Genomic DNA, 18,547 nt, shown 5'->3' with positions numbered 1-18,547 from the left:
TCCTAATCGGTTTGTCCGCACTGTGCGGCCACCCTGCGGGCCGCACGACTTTTCCCATTCATACCCAAAGGTAGGGTCTTTAGCCACGACGGCGCGCAAACAGCTCCCAGAACGCAACCGCGGAGCTTGCCGCTACGTTGAGCGAGTCCACCCCGCGCGCCATGGGGATGATTACGGTCCGGTCCACGCCGTCGAGCACCGGCCGCGTGAGCCCCGTGCCCTCCGTCCCGAAGAAGAGCGCCGTCCCCTGGCTCTTCCGAAGCGACGGGTTCCGAAGCGACGGGTCGTCCATGCGCACGGCCCTCTCGTCCAGCGCCATCGCAACCGTTTCGAACCCCCTCTGGCGAAGCTCGCCCAGAAGCGCCCCCGGCCACGGGCGAGGAGCGACGGCCCATGGCACCAGGAACACGTTCCCCATTGACACACGCACCGCGCGCCTGTTGAGGGGGTCTGCGCACTCCGGCGCGAGCACGATGCCGTCAACGCCCAGGGCGGCCGCGTTCCTGAAGATCGCCCCCAGGTTGCTCACGTCCACAAGGCCCTCGAGCACCGCGACGGACCGCGCGCCCTCGAGCACGTCGCGAAGGCCCCTCGCGGCCGGCCGGCGCGCGGCCGCCATGTAGCCCCTCGTGACGTTGAAGCCCGTCACCTGGCTCAGCAGGCCCCTATCCGCGACCAGGACGTCCACGTCCTTCTCGCCCAGGCGGGGAACGGCGCGCTCCAGCGCGTCCACGTGGCGCTCGTCCACCAGAACCGACACCACGTCCAATCCCCTCTCGAACGCGAGCTTGATCACGAACAGGGATTCCAGTATCACGAGGGCCTCGTCCGGATGAAGGACGCTCCTGAGCTGACGCTCGGAAAGGCGCAGGTAGGGATCGAGCCGACTGTCGGAGAGGTCTTTGATGCGTGAAATTGCCATTGAGTTCGTCACCATTCGTTAGAGGCCGAGCCGTTTGGATAGAATTGTAACCCTGAGAATCCGCGGCCCCAAAGGAGCCGCATCGACCATGGAATCAGAGGCATAACGTGACCGACAAGCAGAGACCGCAGCGCCAGCGCATCGACGTCATCAACGCGCGGGGCGAGAAGGTCGTACAACCCTCGTCGCGGCAAGGAGCCAAGCCCTCTGGCAGGGCAGCGCGCGGCTCGCACTTCAGCCAGCCCGCAAACGGGACCCGGGCGGGAAGGACCACCACGAAACCGGCACCCGCGATGCCCGCGACGGGCGCCGTCGCGGCGCATGACCCGCACCTTGACCAGGAGGCGATGCGCATCCACGAGCAGGGCACTGCCTCGCGCGGCCGCAAAGGCGGCCACGGAAAGGCGGTGGCTATCGCCTTGGGAGCCGTCTGCGCTGTCTATCTGGGCGGATGCGCCCTTTGGTCCCACATTTACATGCCGAACACCACCATCAACGGCGAGTCCGTCGCGTTCAAGACCACGGATGCCGTCGCGAGGGAGATGTCCGACAAGCTGAGCAGCTACTCGCTTTCCGCCAGCGGGGACAACGTGAGCCTCTCGCTCACGGGCAAGGACATCGACCTTAAGTTCGACACCTCGGCGTACGCCGCGGACACCATGTCGAAGGTGAACGTCTGGGCATGGCCCGTGAGCATCTTCACCGGAAACGACCTCTCGGCGAAGGCGGACGTGAGCTACAGCAAGGAGAAGCTCGCGGCGATCGTGAAGGCGGCTGTCGACTCCGCGAACCAGAGCGCGACGCAGCCGCAGAGCGCCACCGCATCCTTCGACGAGAAGCAGGGCAAGTTCGTCATCGTGAAGGAGAAGGCCGGGACCGCCGTGGATGCGGACGCCGTCTTGAAGGCTGTTCGCAAGGCGATCCTGCAGGGCAAGTCCGACCTCGGGCTTGGCGAGTCCGAGCTCGTTCAGCCGAAGTACACCTCCGAGAGCACCGAGCTCGCCAAGGCCATCGAGACCGCGAACAAGTACGTCGCCGCGAAGCAGACGCTCACCGCTAACGGCAAGGACGTCACGACGGTGGAGCCCAAGACCATCGCGCAGTGGATTACGTTCGGCGACGACCTGTCCGTCTCGCTCAACACCGACGCCATTAAGCAGTGGGCCTCCGGCGACCTCGCGAAGTCGCTCAACACCGTCGGTGCGGAGCGCAAGTACCAGCGCGCGGACGGCAAGCAGGTCACGGTCTCCGGGGGAACCTACGGATGGAGCGTCGACGGCGACAAGCTCGCCTCCACACTCGCGTCCAACATCGAGGGTGCGAAGGAGGCCAGCTTCGACGTGCCGTGGTCCCAGAAGGCCTCCGAATGGAATCCCGGCGGAGCCGACTGGGGAAGCAGGTACCTGGACGTCGACCTCACCGAGCAGCACGTGCGCTTCTACGACGGAGGCAAGGTCATCTGGGAGAGCGACTTCGTCTCTGGCGACCCGACCGAGGACCACGCAACCCCCACTGGCGTCTACTCCATCAACGGCAACAAGGGCACGAACCAGACGCTGAAGGGACTGGACGAGAACCACGACGGAGAGCCCGACTACACGAGCCACGTGAACTATTGGATGCCGTTCATAACCAACCTGGTGGCATTCCACGACGCCCCGTGGAGGGCTACGTTTGGAGGCACCGTCTACCAGGGCAACGGTAGTCACGGATGCATCAACCTCCCCGCTGCCGCCGCAAAGCAGCTGTACGACATGACTAAGGTTGGCGACGTCGTGGTGGTGCACTCCTAGAAGAAGGTTGCGCAGGACGAGCTGCGAGCCCAGCGAGGTGGTCGGATCCATAAGGTTCCGACCGCCTCTTTTGCAAGCGTGCGTCTCGGCCCGCCAGCGCTGCACGCACACGGCCCGACCTTGCAGAATCGTGCGAACTTGGTGCGGGTGCGTACCCGCGGCCTGAACGCCCCCGCACACACCGGGGGCGACATTGCGGAAGCGTGCAAACTCGCCGCGGGTGCGTACCCGCGGCACCCCCGCCTCCACGCACACACCCGCGGATGATCTTGAGTGACACTCACAACAAAAGACGGGCCGAACCCCCCAACGGGAGATTCGGTCCGCCATAGCAGCTGAACTCTTGGGAGCGCACCGAACTAGAACGGCATCTTTCCGCCCATGCCCATGTTGCGCATCATGTTGGTCATCTGGCGGCGCGCCTTGCGGGAGTTGCCGCCTCCGTTGGTGAGCTGTCGCATCTTGCCCATCATCTTTTCCATCTCGGACCACTGCTTCAGGAGCTGGTTCACCTCCTGGACGGACCTGCCGGAGCCCTTTGCGATGCGCTTGCGCCTCTGGCCGTTTATGGTCTTGGGCTTCGCGCGCTCCTGCTTCGTCATGGAGTGGATCATGGCCTCGATGCGCGTGATCTGCTCGTCGGAGACGGCGCCACCCGCCTGCTCGAGGGCGCGCTCCCCGCCCGGGAGTGATGCCAGGATCTTCTTGAGTCCGCCCATCTTCCGGATCTGCTGCATCTGGGTGAGCATGTCGTCCATCGTGAAGCCCTCGCGCAGCATGCGCTCGGCGTCGTCGATGTCCTTCTGGTCCGTTACCCTCTGGGCCTCCTCGATGATGCTGACGACGTCGCCCATTCCGAGGATGCGCTTCGCCATGCGGTCGGGGTGGAACACCTCGAGGGAGTCGGGCTTCTCGCCCATCGAGACGAACTTGATGGGTTTGCCGGTGACCTCGCGGACCGAGAGGGCGCCGCCGCCACGGGCGTCGCCGTCGAGCTTGGACATGATGACGCCGTCGAAGTCGACGCGGTTCGCGAACTCGCTCACCACGTTCACGATGTCCTGGCCGGTCATGGCATCCACCACCATGAGGACCTGATCGGGCTTCACCGCGTTCTTGATGTCGACGGCCTCCTGCATCATCTGCTCGTCTATCTGCAGGCGGCCGGCCGTGTCCACGATCACGATGTCGTTCAGCCCGTCGACGGCGCTCTGGATGGACTCGCGGGCGACCTTGACCGCGTCCTTGCCGTCGCCGCGATAGACCTTCACGCCAATCTCGTTGCCAAGGGTCTCGAGCTGGTCGGCGGCTGCGGGACGATGCACGTCGCACGCGGCCAGAAGCGGGCTGTGGCCCTGACGCTTCAGCAGGAACGCGAGCTTCGCCGCGGCGGTCGTCTTGCCGGAGCCCTGCAGGCCCACGAGCATGATCACGTTCGGGGTGCGGTTCTGCGCGAGGACGAGCTTCGACTCGGTCGTGCCAAGGAGCTCGGTCAGCTGGTCCAGCACGATGCGCACGACGTTCTGCGCGGGCGAGAGCGATTCGAGCACCTCGGCGGTCATGCACTTTTCCTTGCATTCCGCCACGAACTTCTTCACGACACGGTAGTTCACGTCCGCCTCGAGAAGCGCCATGCGGATCTCGCGCATGGCGGTGTTGATGTCGTCCTCCGTCAGGCGGCCCTTGCCGCGTAGCTTGCCGAACGTGTCCTGAAGTCGGTCGGAAAGGCTGTTGAACATGAGGTCTTACTCCCCCTCTCCCTCGCCCACGAGTGCGCGGGCGAAGTCCATGGCGTCAAAGGTCTGAAGGTCGTCGATCCCCTCTCCCACGCCGATGCGGTAGATGGGGAGGTTGAGGTCGTGCGATATCGCGACGGCGATGCCGCCCTTCGCGGTGCCGTCCAGCTTCGTGACAATGAGCCCGTCCAGGTCGAGCGCCGAGTTGAACTCCTTCGCCTGGTTCAGGCCGTTCTGGCCGGTCGTCGCGTCGATCACGAGCACGACCCGCACGGGGATGCTCGCGCGCTTGCGCGTCACGCGCACGACCTTCTCCAGCTCACGCATGAGCTCCGGGCTCGTGTGGAGCCTGCCCGCCGTATCGATAAGCACCAGCTGGGTGCCGTCCTTCTCGGCACGGTCCAGCACGTCGTAGCACACGCTCGCGGGGTCGGCCCCGCGCTCGCGCGTGACGACCTCGACGCCGGAGCGCTGGCCCCACACCTCGAGCTGCTCGATCGCGGCCGCGCGGAACGTGTCGGCGCCGCCGATGAGGCAGCTCTTGCCCTCGGACCTCGCGACGCCGGCGAGCTTGCCGACCGTCGTGGTCTTGCCCGCGCCGTTGATGCCCACGAACAGCACGCAGGACGGCACGTCCTCGAACGGGTCGCACTCCGCCTTGGCGAACTCCGCTGCCAGGCGCCTCGCGAGCGCGTCGCGCAGCTGGCGCGCGGACTTCAGGCCCTCGCGTGCCGCCTGCTCGCGCAGGTCGTCGGTCACCTGCATGGCGACCTCGGCACCCATGTCGCCCATGACCAGCCGGTCCTCGAGGTCCTCCCAGAAGTCCTCGTCCACCTCGCCGCCCATGTAGAACACTTCCGAGAGCGCCTCGCGCGATCGCGCAAGGCCGCGCTTAAGACTGTCGAACATGCCCATGTCAGGCCTCGACCACCTTTCCTGTCTCCTTGTCCAGGCGCTGGCTCACGACGTGGCTCACGCCGTCCGCCTGCATGGACACGCCATACAGCACGTCGGCCTGCTCCATGGTGCGCCTCTGGTGGGAAATGACTATCAGCTGGGTCGTCTCCTTCAGCCGCTCGATCGCGTCGAGCAGCTTCGAGAGGTTCGAGTCGTCCAGCGCCGCCTCGACCTCGTCGAACACGTAGAACGGAACCGTCCTGGTGCGGTACACCGCGAAGAGGAGCGCAAGCGCCGTGAGCGACTTCTCGCCGCCACTCATGAGCGTCATCTTCTGGATGCGCTTGCCCTGCGGCTGCGCAACGATCTCGACGCCCGTCTCGTCCAGGTGGTCCGGGTCCGTCATCTCCAGGTGGGCCTTGCCGCCCGGGAAGAGGAGCGAGAATATCTCCGAGAAGTTCGCGTTCACCTGGTCGAAGACAATCAGGAACTGCCGGCGCATCTTCCGCTCGATGGCCGCGGTGATCTTCGTGAGCGCCTTGCGCGCCTGCTCCAGGTCGGCCACCTGCTCGCCGATGTAGTCGCTGCGCCTCTTCAGGCGCTCGTACTCGTCCATCGCGACCTCGTTCACGGGCCCGATGTTCTGGAGCTCGCGCCTCAGGCGAGAAACGACGCGCTCCGTCTCCGCGCGGTCCTCCGGCTCGGGAAGCGCGAGCGCGTCCTCGAGCACGTAGCCGCGGGACACTATGTCGTTGATGGCGTTCTCCACCTGGACCTCGACCTTGCCCACCTCGACCCTCACGTCGCTCGCGGCCGTCTTCGCGCCCTCGAGCTCCGTCGAGGCGCGGTTCACGGCCTCGCGCGCGTCCGCGATGGTCTTCTTCAGCGAGTCGGAGTCCGCCTCGGCAAGAGAGGCACGGTCCTTCAGGCGCGCGGCCCACGCGAGCGCGCGCTCCTGCACGGCCTCGTAGCGCGCGTGCAGCGGCTCCACGCGCAGGCGCAGCACGTCCAGCGCGCGCGAGCTCTCCTCGGTCTGCCTGCGACGCCTCTCCAGGTCCGCCACCTGGCGGGCAAGCTGCTCCTCGCGCACGGCCAGGTGGTTCCTGCGCTCGACTATGGTCGCGAGCTTCAGCTTCGCGTCGGAGAGCTTGCCCTCCGTCTCGCTCTCCTCGCGAGACGCCTTCTGCCGCTCGGAGCTCGCCTCCTCAAGCTGGCGCGACAGGTCGCTCGTGCGATCCTCCGCCTCCTGGGCGGCTCGCTTGTGGCGCTCGACCTCCTCGCGCGCCTTGCTCGCGCGCTCCGCTGCCGCGGCGCGGTTCTTGCTCACCTGCGCGCGCTCGCTCTCCGCCTGCCTCAGCTGCGCCTCCAGGCGCCCCACCTCTGACGTGGCGGAAGAGAGCTCGCCGTTCAGCCTCGCGACGTCGCCCTTCACGCGTGCGCTCTCGTCGCGCGCGTCGGAAAGCTTGCGCTCGGCCACGGCGATGGACTCCCCGGCCTTCGACAGCGCGTCCTCGAGCCCCGGCATCGCCTCGCGCAGCGCACGGATTCTGCGTTTGCGCTCGAGCGCGCCCTGCTCCGCGCCGGAGGCCGCGCCCACGGTCGTGCGCCCGTCCGGCAGCACGGTCACCCCCTGCGGCGTCACGTACGTGAACGCGGGCGCCTCCGCGTGCGCCTCCACGGCCTCGCGGACGCCGTCCACGAGCCTCACGTCCCCCAGCAGGGCGTCCACCAGGGCGTGCGCGCCGTCCCTCACCGTGAGCGCCTCCGCGACGCCCCTGCCCGGGGCACCTGAAGCGTCCGCCGTCCCCGGCGCCGCGTCGAGCGACACGATCGTGGCCGCGCCCTTCGCGCTCTTGCCAAGGGCCTCCTCCACAAGGCCCACCACGCCGTCGGCGTCGCGCGCCACGAGTGCGGAGAGATCCTCGCCCAAGAGCGACTCCACGACGCCCTCCAGCTCGGCCGGAGCCTCGAACAGGTCCGCCACGCGGCACTCGATCGCGTCCGGCCGCGCCTTCGCGAGCGCCGCCACAAGGGCGCTCGCGTTCTGAGTCTGGCGGTCCACGGCCTCCAGAGCGGAAAGCGTCGCCTTCGAGGAGGACAGCCTCCCCCGCGCGTCACCCTCGGCGGAGCGTGCCCTCGACACCGCCTCCTTGCACTCGCGGATGCGCCGAGAAACGCCTTCCTCCCGCTCGCGGGCCTCTGCCAGCGCCGCCTCCGTCCTATCCCGTTCCGCGCGCCTGCTCTCGAGCGCCTCCGTCGCCGTCTGGGCGCCGTCCTCGATCTGCTTCAGGCGACTCTGGAACATCTGGTCCTCGACCTCGGCGTTCAAGATCTGGTCGCGCAGCTTCGCGAACGCGAGCGTCTCGGCGTCCGCCGTGCGCTGCGACGCACGCACGTCTCCCGTGAGCTGCGCCACGCGCTTGCCCAGCTGTCGCCGGCGCTCCGCCGCCTCGCGAGCCGCGGGCCCAAGCTCGCTCACGCGCTTCTGCAGGTCGTCCGCCTCCACGCGTGCGTCTGAGTACTCGCCCTCCACGCGCTCGTGCTCCTCGGCGGCCTCGCGCGACTGTCGCTCCATGGCAGACAGGTTCATGCGCATCTCGGAGAGGCGCTCCACCATGTTCTTGCCCTTTTCCTCCAGAAGGCGCATGTCAGAGTCCATGCGTCCCAGCAGGTCCTGCATGCGGCGGCGCTGCTCGCCTAGGTCCCCCACGAAGATGCCCTTCTGCTCGAGTAGGGACTGGTACTTCTCGAGGTCTCGGTTCTTCTCGTCCAGGCGGTACTGCGCCAGCTCGATCGCGGCGTCCGCCTCCTTGCCGCGCGCGGCGAGCGTGCCGTAGCGGTCCTGCAGCCGCCGCAGGTCGTCCACAAGAAGCGTCGTCTCGAGCTCCTGCAGCTGCCTCGTGACGTCGCGGTGGTGGCGCGCCTTGTCCACCTGGCGCTCCAGCGGGCGCAGCTGGCGGTTGATCTCGCGCTCGATGTCCTTCGCGCGCGTCAGGTTGTCCTGCATCGCCTTCAGCTTTCGCTCCGAGCGCTCCTTGCGGCGGCGGTGCTTCGATATGCCGGCGGCCTCCTCCACCAGCTCGCGGCGCTCCTCGGGGCGGCTCGCCAGGATGGAGTCCAGCTTGCCCTGACTGATGATGGAGTGGGTGTCCTTGCCGAGGCCGGAGTCGTGCAGGATGTCCGTGATGTCGCGCAGCCGCGACGGCGCGCCGTTGATGAGGTACTCGGACTCCCCGGAGCGGTACATCCTGCGCGTGATCGCGATCTCCGAGAAGTCGATCGGCAGCGTGTGGTCGGTGTTGTCCAGTACGATCGTCACCTCGGCCAGGCCGACGGCCTGCCTGCCGGACGACCCCGAGAAGATCACGTCCTCCATCGCCTGGCCGCGCAGCATCTTCGCGCTCTGCTCGCCCAGCACCCACAGGATCGAGTCCGATATGTTCGACTTGCCGCTACCGTTAGGCCCGACCACGACCGTGAGGCCGGGGTCGAACACCAGCTGCGTCTTGTCCGCGAAGGACTTGAATCCTTTGAGCGTGAGCGACTTCAGATACACGTCGTGCTTGGCCTTTCCGGGCCGCGGTCCGCGGCGCCTACTCCCCTGCCTGCTGGTAGCCCATGCGCTCGAGCGCGTCGAGCGCCGCCGCGGACTCTGACTCCTTCTTCGAGCAGCCCGTGCCGCGGCCCACGCGCTTGCCGTCCACAAGCACGACGGAGGTGAACGTCGGCTTGTGCGCCGGACCCTCCTCGCCCTCGAGCTTGTACTCCGGGGCGCAGCGCATGTCGCGCTGCGTCACCTCCTGCAGGCGCGACTTCGGCGATATCGGCCTCTCGGCCAGCTTCGGCGAGATGTACGGCGACAGCGTGCGCCGCACGAAGTCGTGCGTTGCCTCGTAGCCGGCGTCCAGGTACAGCGCGCCCACGATGGACTCGTACACGTTCTCGAGCGCGGAGTGCATGCCGCGCGCGCCGGTGCCCTTCTCGGACTCGCCGAACACGATGACGTCTCCCACGCCCAGGCTGCCGGCGACCTCCGAGAGCGTCTTCCCGCTCACGAGCGAGATCTTCATCCGCGTGAGCCCGCCCTCGTCCAGGGCCGGGAACGCCTCGAACAGGTCCGTCGCCACCATGGCGCCCAGGATCGAGTCCCCGAGGAACTCGAGCCGCTCGTAGGAGGCGCTCACGGGCTGCCCCTCCACGGCCGAGGGGTGGGTGATTGCAGAAGTTATGAGCGTCCTGTCCTTGAACTCGTGGCCGCAGATCTTCTCCGCCGCCGCGACCCTCTGATGCATCTTCAAGCGCCGCTCCCTAGAGCTGGGCCTGCACGAGGTCGACCGTCTGGCCGATCGTGTCCACCGACTTTATGTCGCCGCCGTCGAGGGCGTCCTCCAGCGAGATGCCGAACTCCTCCTCCAGCGCGACCATGATCTCGAGCTGGTCAAACGAGTCGGCGCCCAGGTCCTTCAGCGTCGTCGCCTCGGAGAGCTCGGCGTCGTCCGCCAGGCCCAGCGAGTCCTTGACGCAGGCGATGACCTTATCGGTAATCTCGGCGCGTTCCATGTTCGCTCCTTACGTTGCAAAATTCCCTATGCGAGAAAAGCCTGTGGGGCCAATTGTACCCCGCCCGGCAACCCTACTGGTCCTCGGCCACCGCGCGTGCGATTTTGTCCACAAGCTCGCCGCGCACGGCCGCGGCGCAGGCCAGCGTGCCGTGCTTCACGGCGTCCACGGACGTCGCCCCGTGCCCGATGAACACCGGGGCCTTCACGCCCAGGAGCGCCGCGCCGCCGTACTCGTCGCCGGAGAGCCCGGCCGCGACCCTCTTGAGCGAGGGCTTCAGCAGGCCCGCGCCCAGAAGCGCGCGCTTCGACTCCTGCGTCGCGCGCTTCACCTCGGCCAGGATGTACTTCGCCGTGCCCTCGATGGTCTTCACGGCGATGTTGCCCGCGAACCCGTCCGTCACGATCACGTCGAAGCGACCGGTCAGGATGTCCGTGCCCTCGCAGTTGCCCGCGAACCACGTGTCGCCTCCCGCCTTTGCGAGCGCCTCGTGCTCCGCCACGACGGCCTCGGAGCCCTTCGTGTCCTCGGAGCCGTTGGAGAGCAGGGCCACCTTCGGGTCCTCCACCCCAAGCGTGATCCTCGAGTACGCGCGCCCCATGTGCGCAAACTGCACCAGCATCTCCGGGCGCACGTCCGCGTTCGCCCCCATGTCCAGGAACACGGAGTGCCTGCCGTCCAGCCCCGGCACCGGGCATGCGATGGCCGGGCGCTTGATGCCGCGGATCCTGCCCACGCCAAACGTGGCGGCCGCGAAGATGGCGCCCGTGGAGCCGGCCGAGAAGAACCCGTCAGCCTCGCCCGCGTGCACCGCGGCAAGCCCGCGCACGATGCTCGAGTCCTTCTTGGCGCGGATGGCCTCGGTGGGATGCTCGCCCATCTCGATCGTCTGCGTCGTCACGAGCGCCCTCGCGCGCTCGTGCTTCGCGCAGAACGGCACGACGACGTCCTCGTTTCCCGCGACGAGCACGCCGAGCTCGCCGTCGGCCTCGAGCGCGGCCGCCACTCCCCCAAGCACGACCTCGGGCTCGCAGTCGCCGCCCATGGCGTCGATGCAGATAGTTGTCATGTGTCCTCCTCGCGGTCCTGCGGCTGCGCATTCCCTGCATACGAAAGGAGACCGACCCCCAGAAGGGACCGGCCTCCTAGGCCTCGTCTTTCAACGCGACTACTCGGTGACAACGACCTCGCGGTCCTTGTAGTAGCCACACTTGGGGCACACGTGGTGCGGAAGCTTAGGTGCGCCACACTGCGGGCAAACGGAGCGTGCCGGAGCGGCGAGCTTGCTGTTGGCCGAACGACGAGTGTGCGTGGCGCCGCGGCCCTTTTTCTGCTTGGGTACTGCCATCTTGAACCTCTCTTAGACTCACTTATTGTCAGGCGCTTACACCTGAGCGGTCTTCCGTAAAACACACGAGAAGAGACTATACCACGACGAGGGCAATTGGTCGACGGAACAGCAATTCTTCACGTCAAAAAACTTCTACGACACGTCCTTGCCACACGCCGGCCCAACATATCGCCGGCCGGGCGTCTCGCGCCGGGCCGAGAGGCACCCTACTCGCCGTCGCCCAGGTCCAGGTTCCTGAGCGCCGCGAACGGGCTCGCGTCCAGCCTGTCCTGCTCGCGCTCCGCCTCGACCTGCGCCGCGTGCCCGCAGTCGACCTCGTTGAGGTTCGCGCCGCATACGGGGCACAGGCCCTTGCAGTCCTCGCGGCACAGCACCACGAACGGCGTCTCCATCAACAGGGCCGAGCTGAGCGCGTCCGTGAGGTCTATCGTGCTGTCGTCCCCCACCAGGGCGAAGTCGACGTCGTCGTCCTCGTCGTCTGCCATGGGCTCCGCGGGTGCCTTGAACAGGTAGTACTCGTCCACCTCTCCCGCGACGTCGAACTCCGCCTTGCCCAGGCAGCGGTCGCACGTGCCCTCCACGTGCGCCTTCAGCATGCCGGTGGCGAGGATGCCCTCGCCGGCGTTCGTGAGCACGAGGTCGTAGTCGATGCCGTCGGGCAGCACGAAGTCGTGACCGCCGAGGGAGTAGCCCTTCTCGTCCACATGGCCCGATACCGGCATGGTGTCGCCGGGGTTCGCGAGGCGGGCGTCCAGAATCTGCTTAATCTGCTGCATGGCGCCTACCAGGGGACGTTGTTGGTCTGGTTGCGGGGGCCGGAGTTCTCGTCCAGCGTCTGGCGCACGCGCGAGACGGAGCCGGTGAGCGACTTCAGGTTGTCCTCCAGGTGCGCGAGCACGGTGTCCGCGTACTCCTCCGCGTTGTAGCGGGTGTCGCGCTCGTACTGCGCGGCCTTGTCGCGGATGTCGTCGGCCTGCTGCTGGGCAAGGCGCACGACCTCCTGGTCGCCCGCGAGGATCATGGCCTGCTGCTGGGCGTCCGCGATGATGGCGTCAGCCTGCTGCTGGGCGCGCTCGAGGGTCTCGGCCTCCTCCTTGACGATGCGCCGGGCATCCGCGAACTCCTGGGGGAAGACGCGACGAATCTCATCCAGGATCTCGTAGATGTCCTGGGCGTCCACGATCTTCTTCTGTCCGCCGCCGGTGAACGGGGTCTTGCCCTCGCTCACGATCTGCTCGAGCTCGCCAACCAGGCTCTCTATTTCCTCACCCGGTTGCATACGGGTCTCCTTTCGATTCGCCGCCACCTCGCGTTGCACGTGCGTTTGCCGAGGTTGCATCGCCTTATAGTACCAGATTACCCGCAATGGGCGAAACCGGCGGCACTTTTGCCGCCGTCACGCAAATTATTCGCGGCGGGCACCTCGTTCCCCTCGCCCGCGGTAGTGCTCCTCCAGACGGCGCTCGACCACGGACGGCACCAGGAACGACACGTCCGTCCCCAGCGACGCGAGCTCCCTCACGATGGAGGAAGACACGTAGCCGTACTTGGGGTTCGACATTACGAACACGGACTCGATGTCAGGCGCCATGTTGCTGTTGAGGTCTGCCTGCTGCAGCTCGTACTCGAAGTCCGTCATGGCGCGCAGGCCCTTCACCACGCCGCCGGCGCCGACCTCCTTGCAGAAGCTCACGAGCAGGCCCGAGAACGGCCGCACCTCGACGCCGTCCGCAAGGCCCTCCTCCGCGAGCGCGGCGAGCAGCATGTCCACGCGCTCGTCGAGCGAGAACGTGGGGCCGGTGCCGTTCTTCCCCACGGAGGCCGCGACGCCCACGGTCACGTGCGGGAACAGCCGCCGCGCGCGCCCGATCACGTCCAGGTGCCCAAACGTCACCGGGTCGAAGGTGCCCGGCACCACCACGCGGTCGATCCTGGAATCACTCATGGGCATCCCCCATCCTCAGAAGCTGCACGGTGGTGATGCCGTGGCTCTTCTCCTTTATGACGCTCGCGCCCGCCGGGCGGATCCCCGGCTCCCTGGACGCGTGCTCGTACAGCACGACGGTGCCGCCGGCGAGCATGCCGCCCGCCCGCAGGGCTTCCACCAGGCGCTCCACCTCGCGCGAGCCTACGGCGTACGGCGGGTCGAGCACCACGAGCGAGAAGGGCGCGCCCGCGATGGCGCCGCGCTCTGCCAGCTTGAAAACGTCTCCCGACAGCACGCGTGCTGACGCGCCCGCGCCCAGGGCCCGCGCGTTGCGGCGGATGCGCGCAACGGCCCCGCGGTCCCTGTCCACGAACGTGCAGCCCGCGGCGCCACGGGACAGGAGCTCGAAGCCGATGGCGCCCGAGCCGCCAAACGCGTCCAGCACGCTCACGCCGCCAAGGTCGAGCCCAAACGCCGAGAGCACCATGGACGCCATCGACTCTCGCGTGCGGTCCGTCGTGGGACGCGTCACGTCCCGCCCGTCCGGCGCCTCGATCGGCCGCCCCCTCCACATGCCGCCAACTATCCTCATGCGTGCAGAACCTCCTCGAAGTACGCGCCAAAGCGGTCACGCAGCTCAATCGCAAGCGGTCGGTGGACGTCCTCGGCAAGGGTTGGGTCCTGCGAGAAGATCTTGAGCGCGTCCTCGCGGGCCCAGCCCATGAGCTCCTCGTCCTGCGCGAGGTCGGCCACCTTGAGCGAGGGGCCGCCGTGCTGGCGGTACCCCAGCGCCTCGCCCTCGTGTCGAAGCTTCAGGTCGAGCTCCGCGAGCTCGAACCCGTCCGACGTCCGCTCCAGCGCCGCGAGCCGCGTGCGGGCGGGCGTGCCCTTCTTCGCGGCGCACTCCAGGAAGACGTGGCCCTCCCAGTCGCCGCGGCCCACGCGGCCGCGCAGCTGGTGCAGGGTCGCGAGTCCAAAGCGGTCCGCGTCGTACACCAGCATGACCGTGGCGTTCGGCACGTCGACGCCCACCTCGATCACCGTGGTCGACACGAGCACGTCCACGTCCCCGCGGCGGAACGCCTCCATCGCCTCGTCCTTCTGGGCGGCGCCCATCCCGCCCGTGAGCAGCCCCACGCGAAGTCCCCTCAGCGTTCGCCGCGACAGCTCCTCGTACGTCGCCTCGGCGGAGTGGATCCTCGTGGCCGCGGAGCGCGAGGCCTCCGGGACGTCGTCCAGCTCGGAGCCGTCGTCCTTCTCGTCTATGAGCGGGCACACCACGTAGGCCTGGTGGCCCTCCTCGCACGCCTCGCGGATCGCCCCGTACGCGAGGTCGGCGCTCTCCGGCGGGATGCACGTGGTCACGACGCCCGCACCCGTCTTCGGACGGTGCCGGATGCGCGAGCACTCCATGTCGCCGTACGCCGTGAGAGCGAGCGTCCTGGGGATGGGCGTCGCCGTCATCGCCAGCAGGTCCGCCCCGGCGCCCTTGCTCCTGAGCGCCGCGCGCTGGCTGACGCCGAAGCGGTGCTGCTCGTCTATCACCACGAGGGTAAGCCGGCGGAACTCGAGGTCGCCCGATATGATGGCCGTCGTGCCGAACACGACGCACACCTCGCCGGACGCGAGCCCCGCCGCGGCCTCCGCGCGCGCGTCCGCGTCCGTCGAGCCCGTGACGAGCCGCCACGTAACGCCGGCCTCGTCCAGAAGCGGCCCGATCTTCTGGGCGTACTGGGCCGCGAGCACGGACGTGGGCGCCATGACGGCCGCCTGCGTGCCGGAGTCCGCCACCGCGGCCATGGCCACGGCCGCGACGGCGGTCTTGCCCGTGCCCACGTCCCCCAGGAGCAGGCGGTTCATCACGTGGTCGGACGCCATGTCGCGCAGGATGTCGTCCGCGGCGGCGCGCTGCTCCCGCGTGAGGTCGAACGGCATCGCGGCAAGGAGCGCCCGCATGTGGGGCCCGTCCACGCTGTGTGAGAAGGGCGTGACGCCGCGAAGCTCGAGCCTCTGCCTCGCGAGGAGCGCCAGCTGCAGGCACAGCAGCTCGTCGTAGGCAAGCCGGCGGCGCGCCTCCTCCTTCGACTCCATCGTCAGCGGGAAGTGTATCTGCCGCAGGGCGCGGGCAAGCGACATGAGACCTCTCGCGGCGCGCACCTCGGTCGGCAGGAAGTCCGCGACGTCGCCCACGTCCGCGAGCGCGGCGGACACGATCCTTCTCATCCACGCGGCCGAGACGCCCTCGCCCACCGGGTGCACCGGCAGGATGCGCGCGTAGTCACCCACCTGCCCCTTCGAGCCCACGACCTCGTAGAACGGGGCCTTCATCTGCTTGAAGCCGTACGAGAACGTCACCTTGCCGGAAAGCGCGACCACGTCGCCCTGGCTCAGCTGCTCCGCTATCCACGGCTGCCTGAAGAACGTCGCCTCGATCACGCCCGTGTCGTCCAGCAGGTACACCTCGACCACCTGCATCCTCGGGCGGGGGCGCTTCAGCGTCACCTTGTCCACGGTCGCGACGACGGTCGCCTCCTGGCCCACGTCGGCGTGGGCGATGTCCGTCACGTGCGTGAAGTCCAGGTAGCGGTGGGGGATGTGGAGGAGAAGGTCGCGCACGCTCCTGATGCCGAGCCGCTCAACAGCAGAGCGCCTCGCGCCCGAGACATAGCGGAGGCGCGAGACGTCGTCTGTCATGGAGCAGGTGCGCGAGAGCCTCTCGCCCACACCCGCCGTTGTCGGCACGCTGCCCACCTAGGCCAGCTCTTTCCTACTCGATCGAGAACACGACCGGGTACAGGGGCTGCTCGCCGCGGTGCGAGTCGATCTCGAGGTCGGGCTGGGCCTCCTCGATGGCGTCGAGCAGGCTCTGGAACGCATCGTCGTCCAGGTCCTCGCCAGCGAGGATCGTGAGGGTGTCGCCCTCCTCTTCCTCCTGCATGTGGTTGATGAGGTCCACGGTGACCTTCTGGACGTCGTTGCCGACGACCTCGATGGCGCCGCCCTCGATGCCCATGACGTCGCCGTCGTGGATCGGCGTGCCGTCGGCGGCCTGGGAGTCGCGCACGGCCGTGGTGACCTCGCCGTCGCGAACCTCGGCGATGGCGTCGTTCATGTCCTCTACGTTGGCGTCGAGCTCGCCGTCGGGGTCTGCCACGAACATCGCGGCGAACGCCTGCAGCACGCTCTTCGTGGGGACGACGGCCGCGTTCACGCCCTCGACGGCCGTGACCGCCGCCTCGGAGGCCATGCGGATGTTGCCGTTGTCCGGAAGGACGATCACGTTGTCCGCGTTGCACTTCTCGATAGCGCCCAGGATGTCGGCGGTGGAGGGGTTCATGGTCTGGCCGCCGAACACGATGACGTCGACGCCGAGAGACTTCAGGATTTCCGCCTGGCCGGAACCCGCCGCGACCGCGACGAAGCCCATGTGCTTCCGCGGCTCGTCCGCCTTCGCGGCCTGCTTGTCCTCGCGGATGGACTCCGTGCGCTCCTGCGCCTCGAGGTCCATGTTGTGGACGAAGACGTTGTAGATCTGGCCGCGGTGCAGCATGTGACGAAGCACGCGGTCCGGCCTGTTGGTGTGCACGTGGATCTTGTAGTCGGGGTTCGAGCCCACGAGCAGCTCGCAGTCGCCCATGGACGCGAGGTACTTGAGGTTGGCGTCCTCGTCGAAGTCCGGGCTGTCCGCGTGGAACAGGAACTCCGTGCAGTAGCGGTACTGCGAGCCCGCCCAGTCGTCGTTGATCTCGATGTCGACGACGTTGGCGACCTGGGCCTTCGCGTCCGAGGAGTCCACGGTGGTCTTGAAGTCGCTCACCTCGCCGGCCTTGCCCTCGTACGCGTTCACGAACGCCTCGATGAACGTCGCGAGGCCGAAGGCCCCGGAGTCCACGACGCCGTTCTCCTTCAGCACGGGCAGCAGGTCGGGCGTGCGCGCCACGGACTCGTACGCCTCCACCACGATGGCGTCCAGCGTCTCCTGCGGCGTGGCCTTGTTCTTCTCCATCTGGTCGGCCTTGGCCGAGACGTCCTTCAGCACGGTGAGGATCGTGCCCTCGACGGGCTTGCGGACGGCCTTGAACGCGACCTTCACGCCGTTGCGGAGCGCCGCAGCGATGTCTGCCGTCGTGGCCTGGGCGCCCTTCGCGTTCACGAGGCCCTCCGCGACGCCGCGCAGGATCTGGCTCGTGATGACGCCGGAGTTGCCGCGGGCGCCCATGAGCGAGCCGTGCGTGATGGCCTTGGCGATGTCCGCCATCGAGGCGTCCTTGGGCAGCGACTCGATCTCGCCCACGACGGTGCCGAGCGTGAGCGACATGTTCGTGCCGGTGTCGCCGTCGGGGACGGGGAAGACGTTGAGCTTGTTGATCTCGTCCGCCTTGTCGGCGACGACCTTGGCGGCGACGGGGAAGCAGTTGCGAACGACGTTGGCAATCATAGTCTGGAAACCTCTAATTCCTCTTCTGGTTGTGCGTGCGCCACCGCTAGGCGCGGGTACGCATGCCCTCGATGTGGACGCGTACCTCGACGTCGTCGAGCTCCGCAATCTTCTTCAGGATGAACTTGACGGAGCTCACGAGGTTGTCCGAGACGGAGCTCATGTTTATGCCCTGCTCCACCACCACGTGGAGGTCGATCACGACCCTGCCGTCCTCGCTGGAGACGCCGATGCCCCTGCGCAGGCGATACGTGGGGAGGATGCGCGCGACGCCCTCCTGCTGGTCGGTCACGGCCATTCCGACGACGCCATAGCACTCTAGCGCCGCATACCCGGCAAGGTCTGCGATGCAGTCGTTGGACACCTTGAGGGCCCCCGGAACGACGTTTGCCATGTTGAATCTCCTCTCGAACACCGCACGTACTCGGTAAGAGCATGAGTCTCGCATTATAATACCGCAGTTGGCACTTGGCGCCACGTGCCTAATTCCCACGCATACTGCATGAGCCACCAAGCGGCATGCGAGGCGGCCCGCCGACGCGATGCCTGGGGCTTCGCTACAAAACCACCACAACACCGCGGGGTTTCAACTTGCACAAACGTGGCGCTGTGCTATATTAACACGGCACTTGAGAAATTACAGGCGCACTGCGCCGCTCGTTGGAGGTCGTAATAATGTCGAAGGTTTGTGATATCTGCGGTAAGCACGCCGTTGCTGGTCGCTCTATTAGCCACTCCCACCGCACCGTCATCCGCAAGTTTAAGCCCAACATCCAGCGCGTTACCGTCTTCGAGGACGGCAAGCCCGTCAAGAAGAACGTGTGCACCCGCTGCCTCAAGAAGGGCAACGTCGCGCGTTCCGCGCAGCAGGCGTAAGTGCAGCCACACAGAGCGTAGCTTCTGGGGACCTCCGCGGAGGTCCC

At 67.4% G+C, this 18,547-nt stretch carries 17 protein-coding genes; 2 read left to right on the top strand and 15 right to left on the bottom strand.

Annotated features, from left to right (window positions below; all coding sequences use genetic code 11):
- Window positions 1–79: 79 nt before the first annotated feature.
- Window positions 80–922, bottom strand: coding sequence for a TrmH family RNA methyltransferase (locus HF885_RS03175; RefSeq protein WP_170103504.1), 843 nt, complete (start codon window positions 920–922; stop codon window positions 80–82).
- 107 nt (window positions 923–1,029) lie between these two features.
- Here HF885_RS03175 and HF885_RS03170 point away from each other — a divergent pair, with 107 nt between their 5' ends.
- A complete protein-coding gene (locus HF885_RS03170) occupies window positions 1,030–2,715 on the top strand; it encodes a L,D-transpeptidase family protein (protein ID WP_170103503.1) in 1,686 nt (561 codons plus the stop codon).
- A 359-nt stretch (window positions 2,716–3,074) separates the two neighbouring features.
- Here HF885_RS03170 and ffh read toward each other — a convergent pair whose 3' ends face one another.
- From ffh to HF885_RS03100, 14 genes are all read right to left on the bottom strand, one after another.
- Window positions 3,075–4,454 (bottom strand): signal recognition particle protein, encoded by a 1,380-nt coding sequence (ffh, locus tag HF885_RS03165; protein ID WP_170103502.1) that lies wholly within the window; start codon window positions 4,452–4,454, stop codon window positions 3,075–3,077.
- Window positions 4,455–4,460: 6 nt separating this feature from the next.
- The gene (ftsY, locus tag HF885_RS03160) at window positions 4,461–5,366 is read right to left on the bottom strand and encodes a signal recognition particle-docking protein FtsY (RefSeq protein WP_170103501.1); all 906 of its coding nucleotides are present in this window, start codon (window positions 5,364–5,366) and stop codon (window positions 4,461–4,463) included.
- A gap of 1 nt (window position 5,367) precedes the next feature.
- On the bottom strand, window positions 5,368–8,904 hold the full coding sequence (gene smc / locus HF885_RS03155; RefSeq protein WP_170103500.1) for a chromosome segregation protein SMC: 3,537 nt from the start codon (window positions 8,902–8,904) through the stop codon (window positions 5,368–5,370).
- Window positions 8,905–8,941: 37 nt separating this feature from the next.
- Window positions 8,942–9,646 (bottom strand): ribonuclease III, encoded by a 705-nt coding sequence (gene rnc, locus HF885_RS03150; RefSeq protein ID WP_170103499.1) that lies wholly within the window; start codon window positions 9,644–9,646, stop codon window positions 8,942–8,944.
- 10 nt (window positions 9,647–9,656) lie between these two features.
- Window positions 9,657–9,908 carry a phosphopantetheine-binding protein gene (locus HF885_RS03145; protein WP_170103498.1) on the bottom strand — a complete coding sequence of 84 codons (252 nt, stop codon included), beginning with the start codon at window positions 9,906–9,908 and terminating at the stop codon, window positions 9,657–9,659.
- A 73-nt stretch (window positions 9,909–9,981) separates the two neighbouring features.
- Window positions 9,982–10,977 (bottom strand): phosphate acyltransferase PlsX, encoded by a 996-nt coding sequence (gene plsX / locus HF885_RS03140; RefSeq protein ID WP_170103497.1) that lies wholly within the window; start codon window positions 10,975–10,977, stop codon window positions 9,982–9,984.
- Window positions 10,978–11,076: 99 nt separating this feature from the next.
- Window positions 11,077–11,256: a 50S ribosomal protein L32 gene (gene rpmF / locus HF885_RS03135; RefSeq protein ID WP_090845737.1), complete on the bottom strand. Its 180-nt coding sequence runs from the start codon at window positions 11,254–11,256 to the stop codon at window positions 11,077–11,079.
- Between the two features lie 209 nt (window positions 11,257–11,465).
- Window positions 11,466–12,035, bottom strand: coding sequence for a YceD family protein (locus HF885_RS03130; protein ID WP_170103496.1), 570 nt, complete (start codon window positions 12,033–12,035; stop codon window positions 11,466–11,468).
- A 5-nt stretch (window positions 12,036–12,040) separates the two neighbouring features.
- On the bottom strand, window positions 12,041–12,538 hold the full coding sequence (locus HF885_RS03125) for an ATPase (protein ID WP_090845741.1): 498 nt from the start codon (window positions 12,536–12,538) through the stop codon (window positions 12,041–12,043).
- 126 nt (window positions 12,539–12,664) lie between these two features.
- Window positions 12,665–13,204, bottom strand: a complete 540-nt coding sequence (coaD, locus tag HF885_RS03120; protein ID WP_170103495.1) for a pantetheine-phosphate adenylyltransferase — start codon at window positions 13,202–13,204, stop codon at window positions 12,665–12,667.
- Window positions 13,197–13,778, bottom strand: coding sequence for a 16S rRNA (guanine(966)-N(2))-methyltransferase RsmD (rsmD, locus tag HF885_RS03115; RefSeq protein ID WP_170103494.1), 582 nt, complete (start codon window positions 13,776–13,778; stop codon window positions 13,197–13,199). Before rsmD ends, coaD begins: the two co-directional genes overlap by 8 nt.
- Window positions 13,775–15,937 (bottom strand): ATP-dependent DNA helicase RecG, encoded by a 2,163-nt coding sequence (recG, locus tag HF885_RS03110; RefSeq protein WP_170103493.1) that lies wholly within the window; start codon window positions 15,935–15,937, stop codon window positions 13,775–13,777. Before recG ends, rsmD begins: the two co-directional genes overlap by 4 nt.
- Window positions 15,938–15,953: 16 nt before the next feature.
- A complete protein-coding gene (locus HF885_RS03105; protein ID WP_170103492.1) occupies window positions 15,954–17,624 on the bottom strand; it encodes a DAK2 domain-containing protein in 1,671 nt (556 codons plus the stop codon).
- Between the two features lie 46 nt (window positions 17,625–17,670).
- On the bottom strand, window positions 17,671–18,018 hold the full coding sequence (locus HF885_RS03100; RefSeq protein WP_090845749.1) for an Asp23/Gls24 family envelope stress response protein: 348 nt from the start codon (window positions 18,016–18,018) through the stop codon (window positions 17,671–17,673).
- Window positions 18,019–18,299: 281 nt separating this feature from the next.
- Between HF885_RS03100 and rpmB the strand changes: the two genes are divergently transcribed.
- Window positions 18,300–18,500, top strand: a complete 201-nt coding sequence (gene rpmB / locus HF885_RS03095; RefSeq protein ID WP_090861829.1) for a 50S ribosomal protein L28 — start codon at window positions 18,300–18,302, stop codon at window positions 18,498–18,500.
- The last annotated feature ends 47 nt before the right edge of the window (window positions 18,501–18,547 follow it).

This window comes from Parafannyhessea umbonata (genome assembly GCF_012844235.1).
GTDB lineage: Bacteria > Actinomycetota > Coriobacteriia > Coriobacteriales > Atopobiaceae > Parafannyhessea.
This window is presented reverse-complemented; position numbering and strand designations above follow the sequence as displayed.

Coding starts and splice junctions, on each gene's coding strand:
- rpmB (WP_090861829.1), top strand. CDS start 18,300: ATGTCGAAGGTTTGTGATATCTGCGGTAAGCACGCCGTTGCTGGTCGC.
- rsmD (WP_170103494.1), bottom strand. CDS start 13,778: ATGAGGATAGTTGGCGGCATGTGGAGGGGGCGGCCGATCGAGGCGCCG.
- ffh (WP_170103502.1), bottom strand. CDS start 4,454: ATGTTCAACAGCCTTTCCGACCGACTTCAGGACACGTTCGGCAAGCTA.
- HF885_RS03145 (WP_170103498.1), bottom strand. CDS start 9,908: ATGGAACGCGCCGAGATTACCGATAAGGTCATCGCCTGCGTCAAGGAC.
- plsX (WP_170103497.1), bottom strand. CDS start 10,977: ATGACAACTATCTGCATCGACGCCATGGGCGGCGACTGCGAGCCCGAG.
- HF885_RS03175 (WP_170103504.1), bottom strand. CDS start 922: ATGGCAATTTCACGCATCAAAGACCTCTCCGACAGTCGGCTCGATCCC.
- HF885_RS03125 (WP_090845741.1), bottom strand. CDS start 12,538: ATGCAACCGGGTGAGGAAATAGAGAGCCTGGTTGGCGAGCTCGAGCAG.
- HF885_RS03130 (WP_170103496.1), bottom strand. CDS start 12,035: ATGCAGCAGATTAAGCAGATTCTGGACGCCCGCCTCGCGAACCCCGGC.
- rpmF (WP_090845737.1), bottom strand. CDS start 11,256: ATGGCAGTACCCAAGCAGAAAAAGGGCCGCGGCGCCACGCACACTCGT.
- HF885_RS03105 (WP_170103492.1), bottom strand. CDS start 17,624: ATGATTGCCAACGTCGTTCGCAACTGCTTCCCCGTCGCCGCCAAGGTC.
- ftsY (WP_170103501.1), bottom strand. CDS start 5,366: ATGGGCATGTTCGACAGTCTTAAGCGCGGCCTTGCGCGATCGCGCGAG.
- coaD (WP_170103495.1), bottom strand. CDS start 13,204: ATGAGTGATTCCAGGATCGACCGCGTGGTGGTGCCGGGCACCTTCGAC.
- HF885_RS03100 (WP_090845749.1), bottom strand. CDS start 18,018: ATGGCAAACGTCGTTCCGGGGGCCCTCAAGGTGTCCAACGACTGCATC.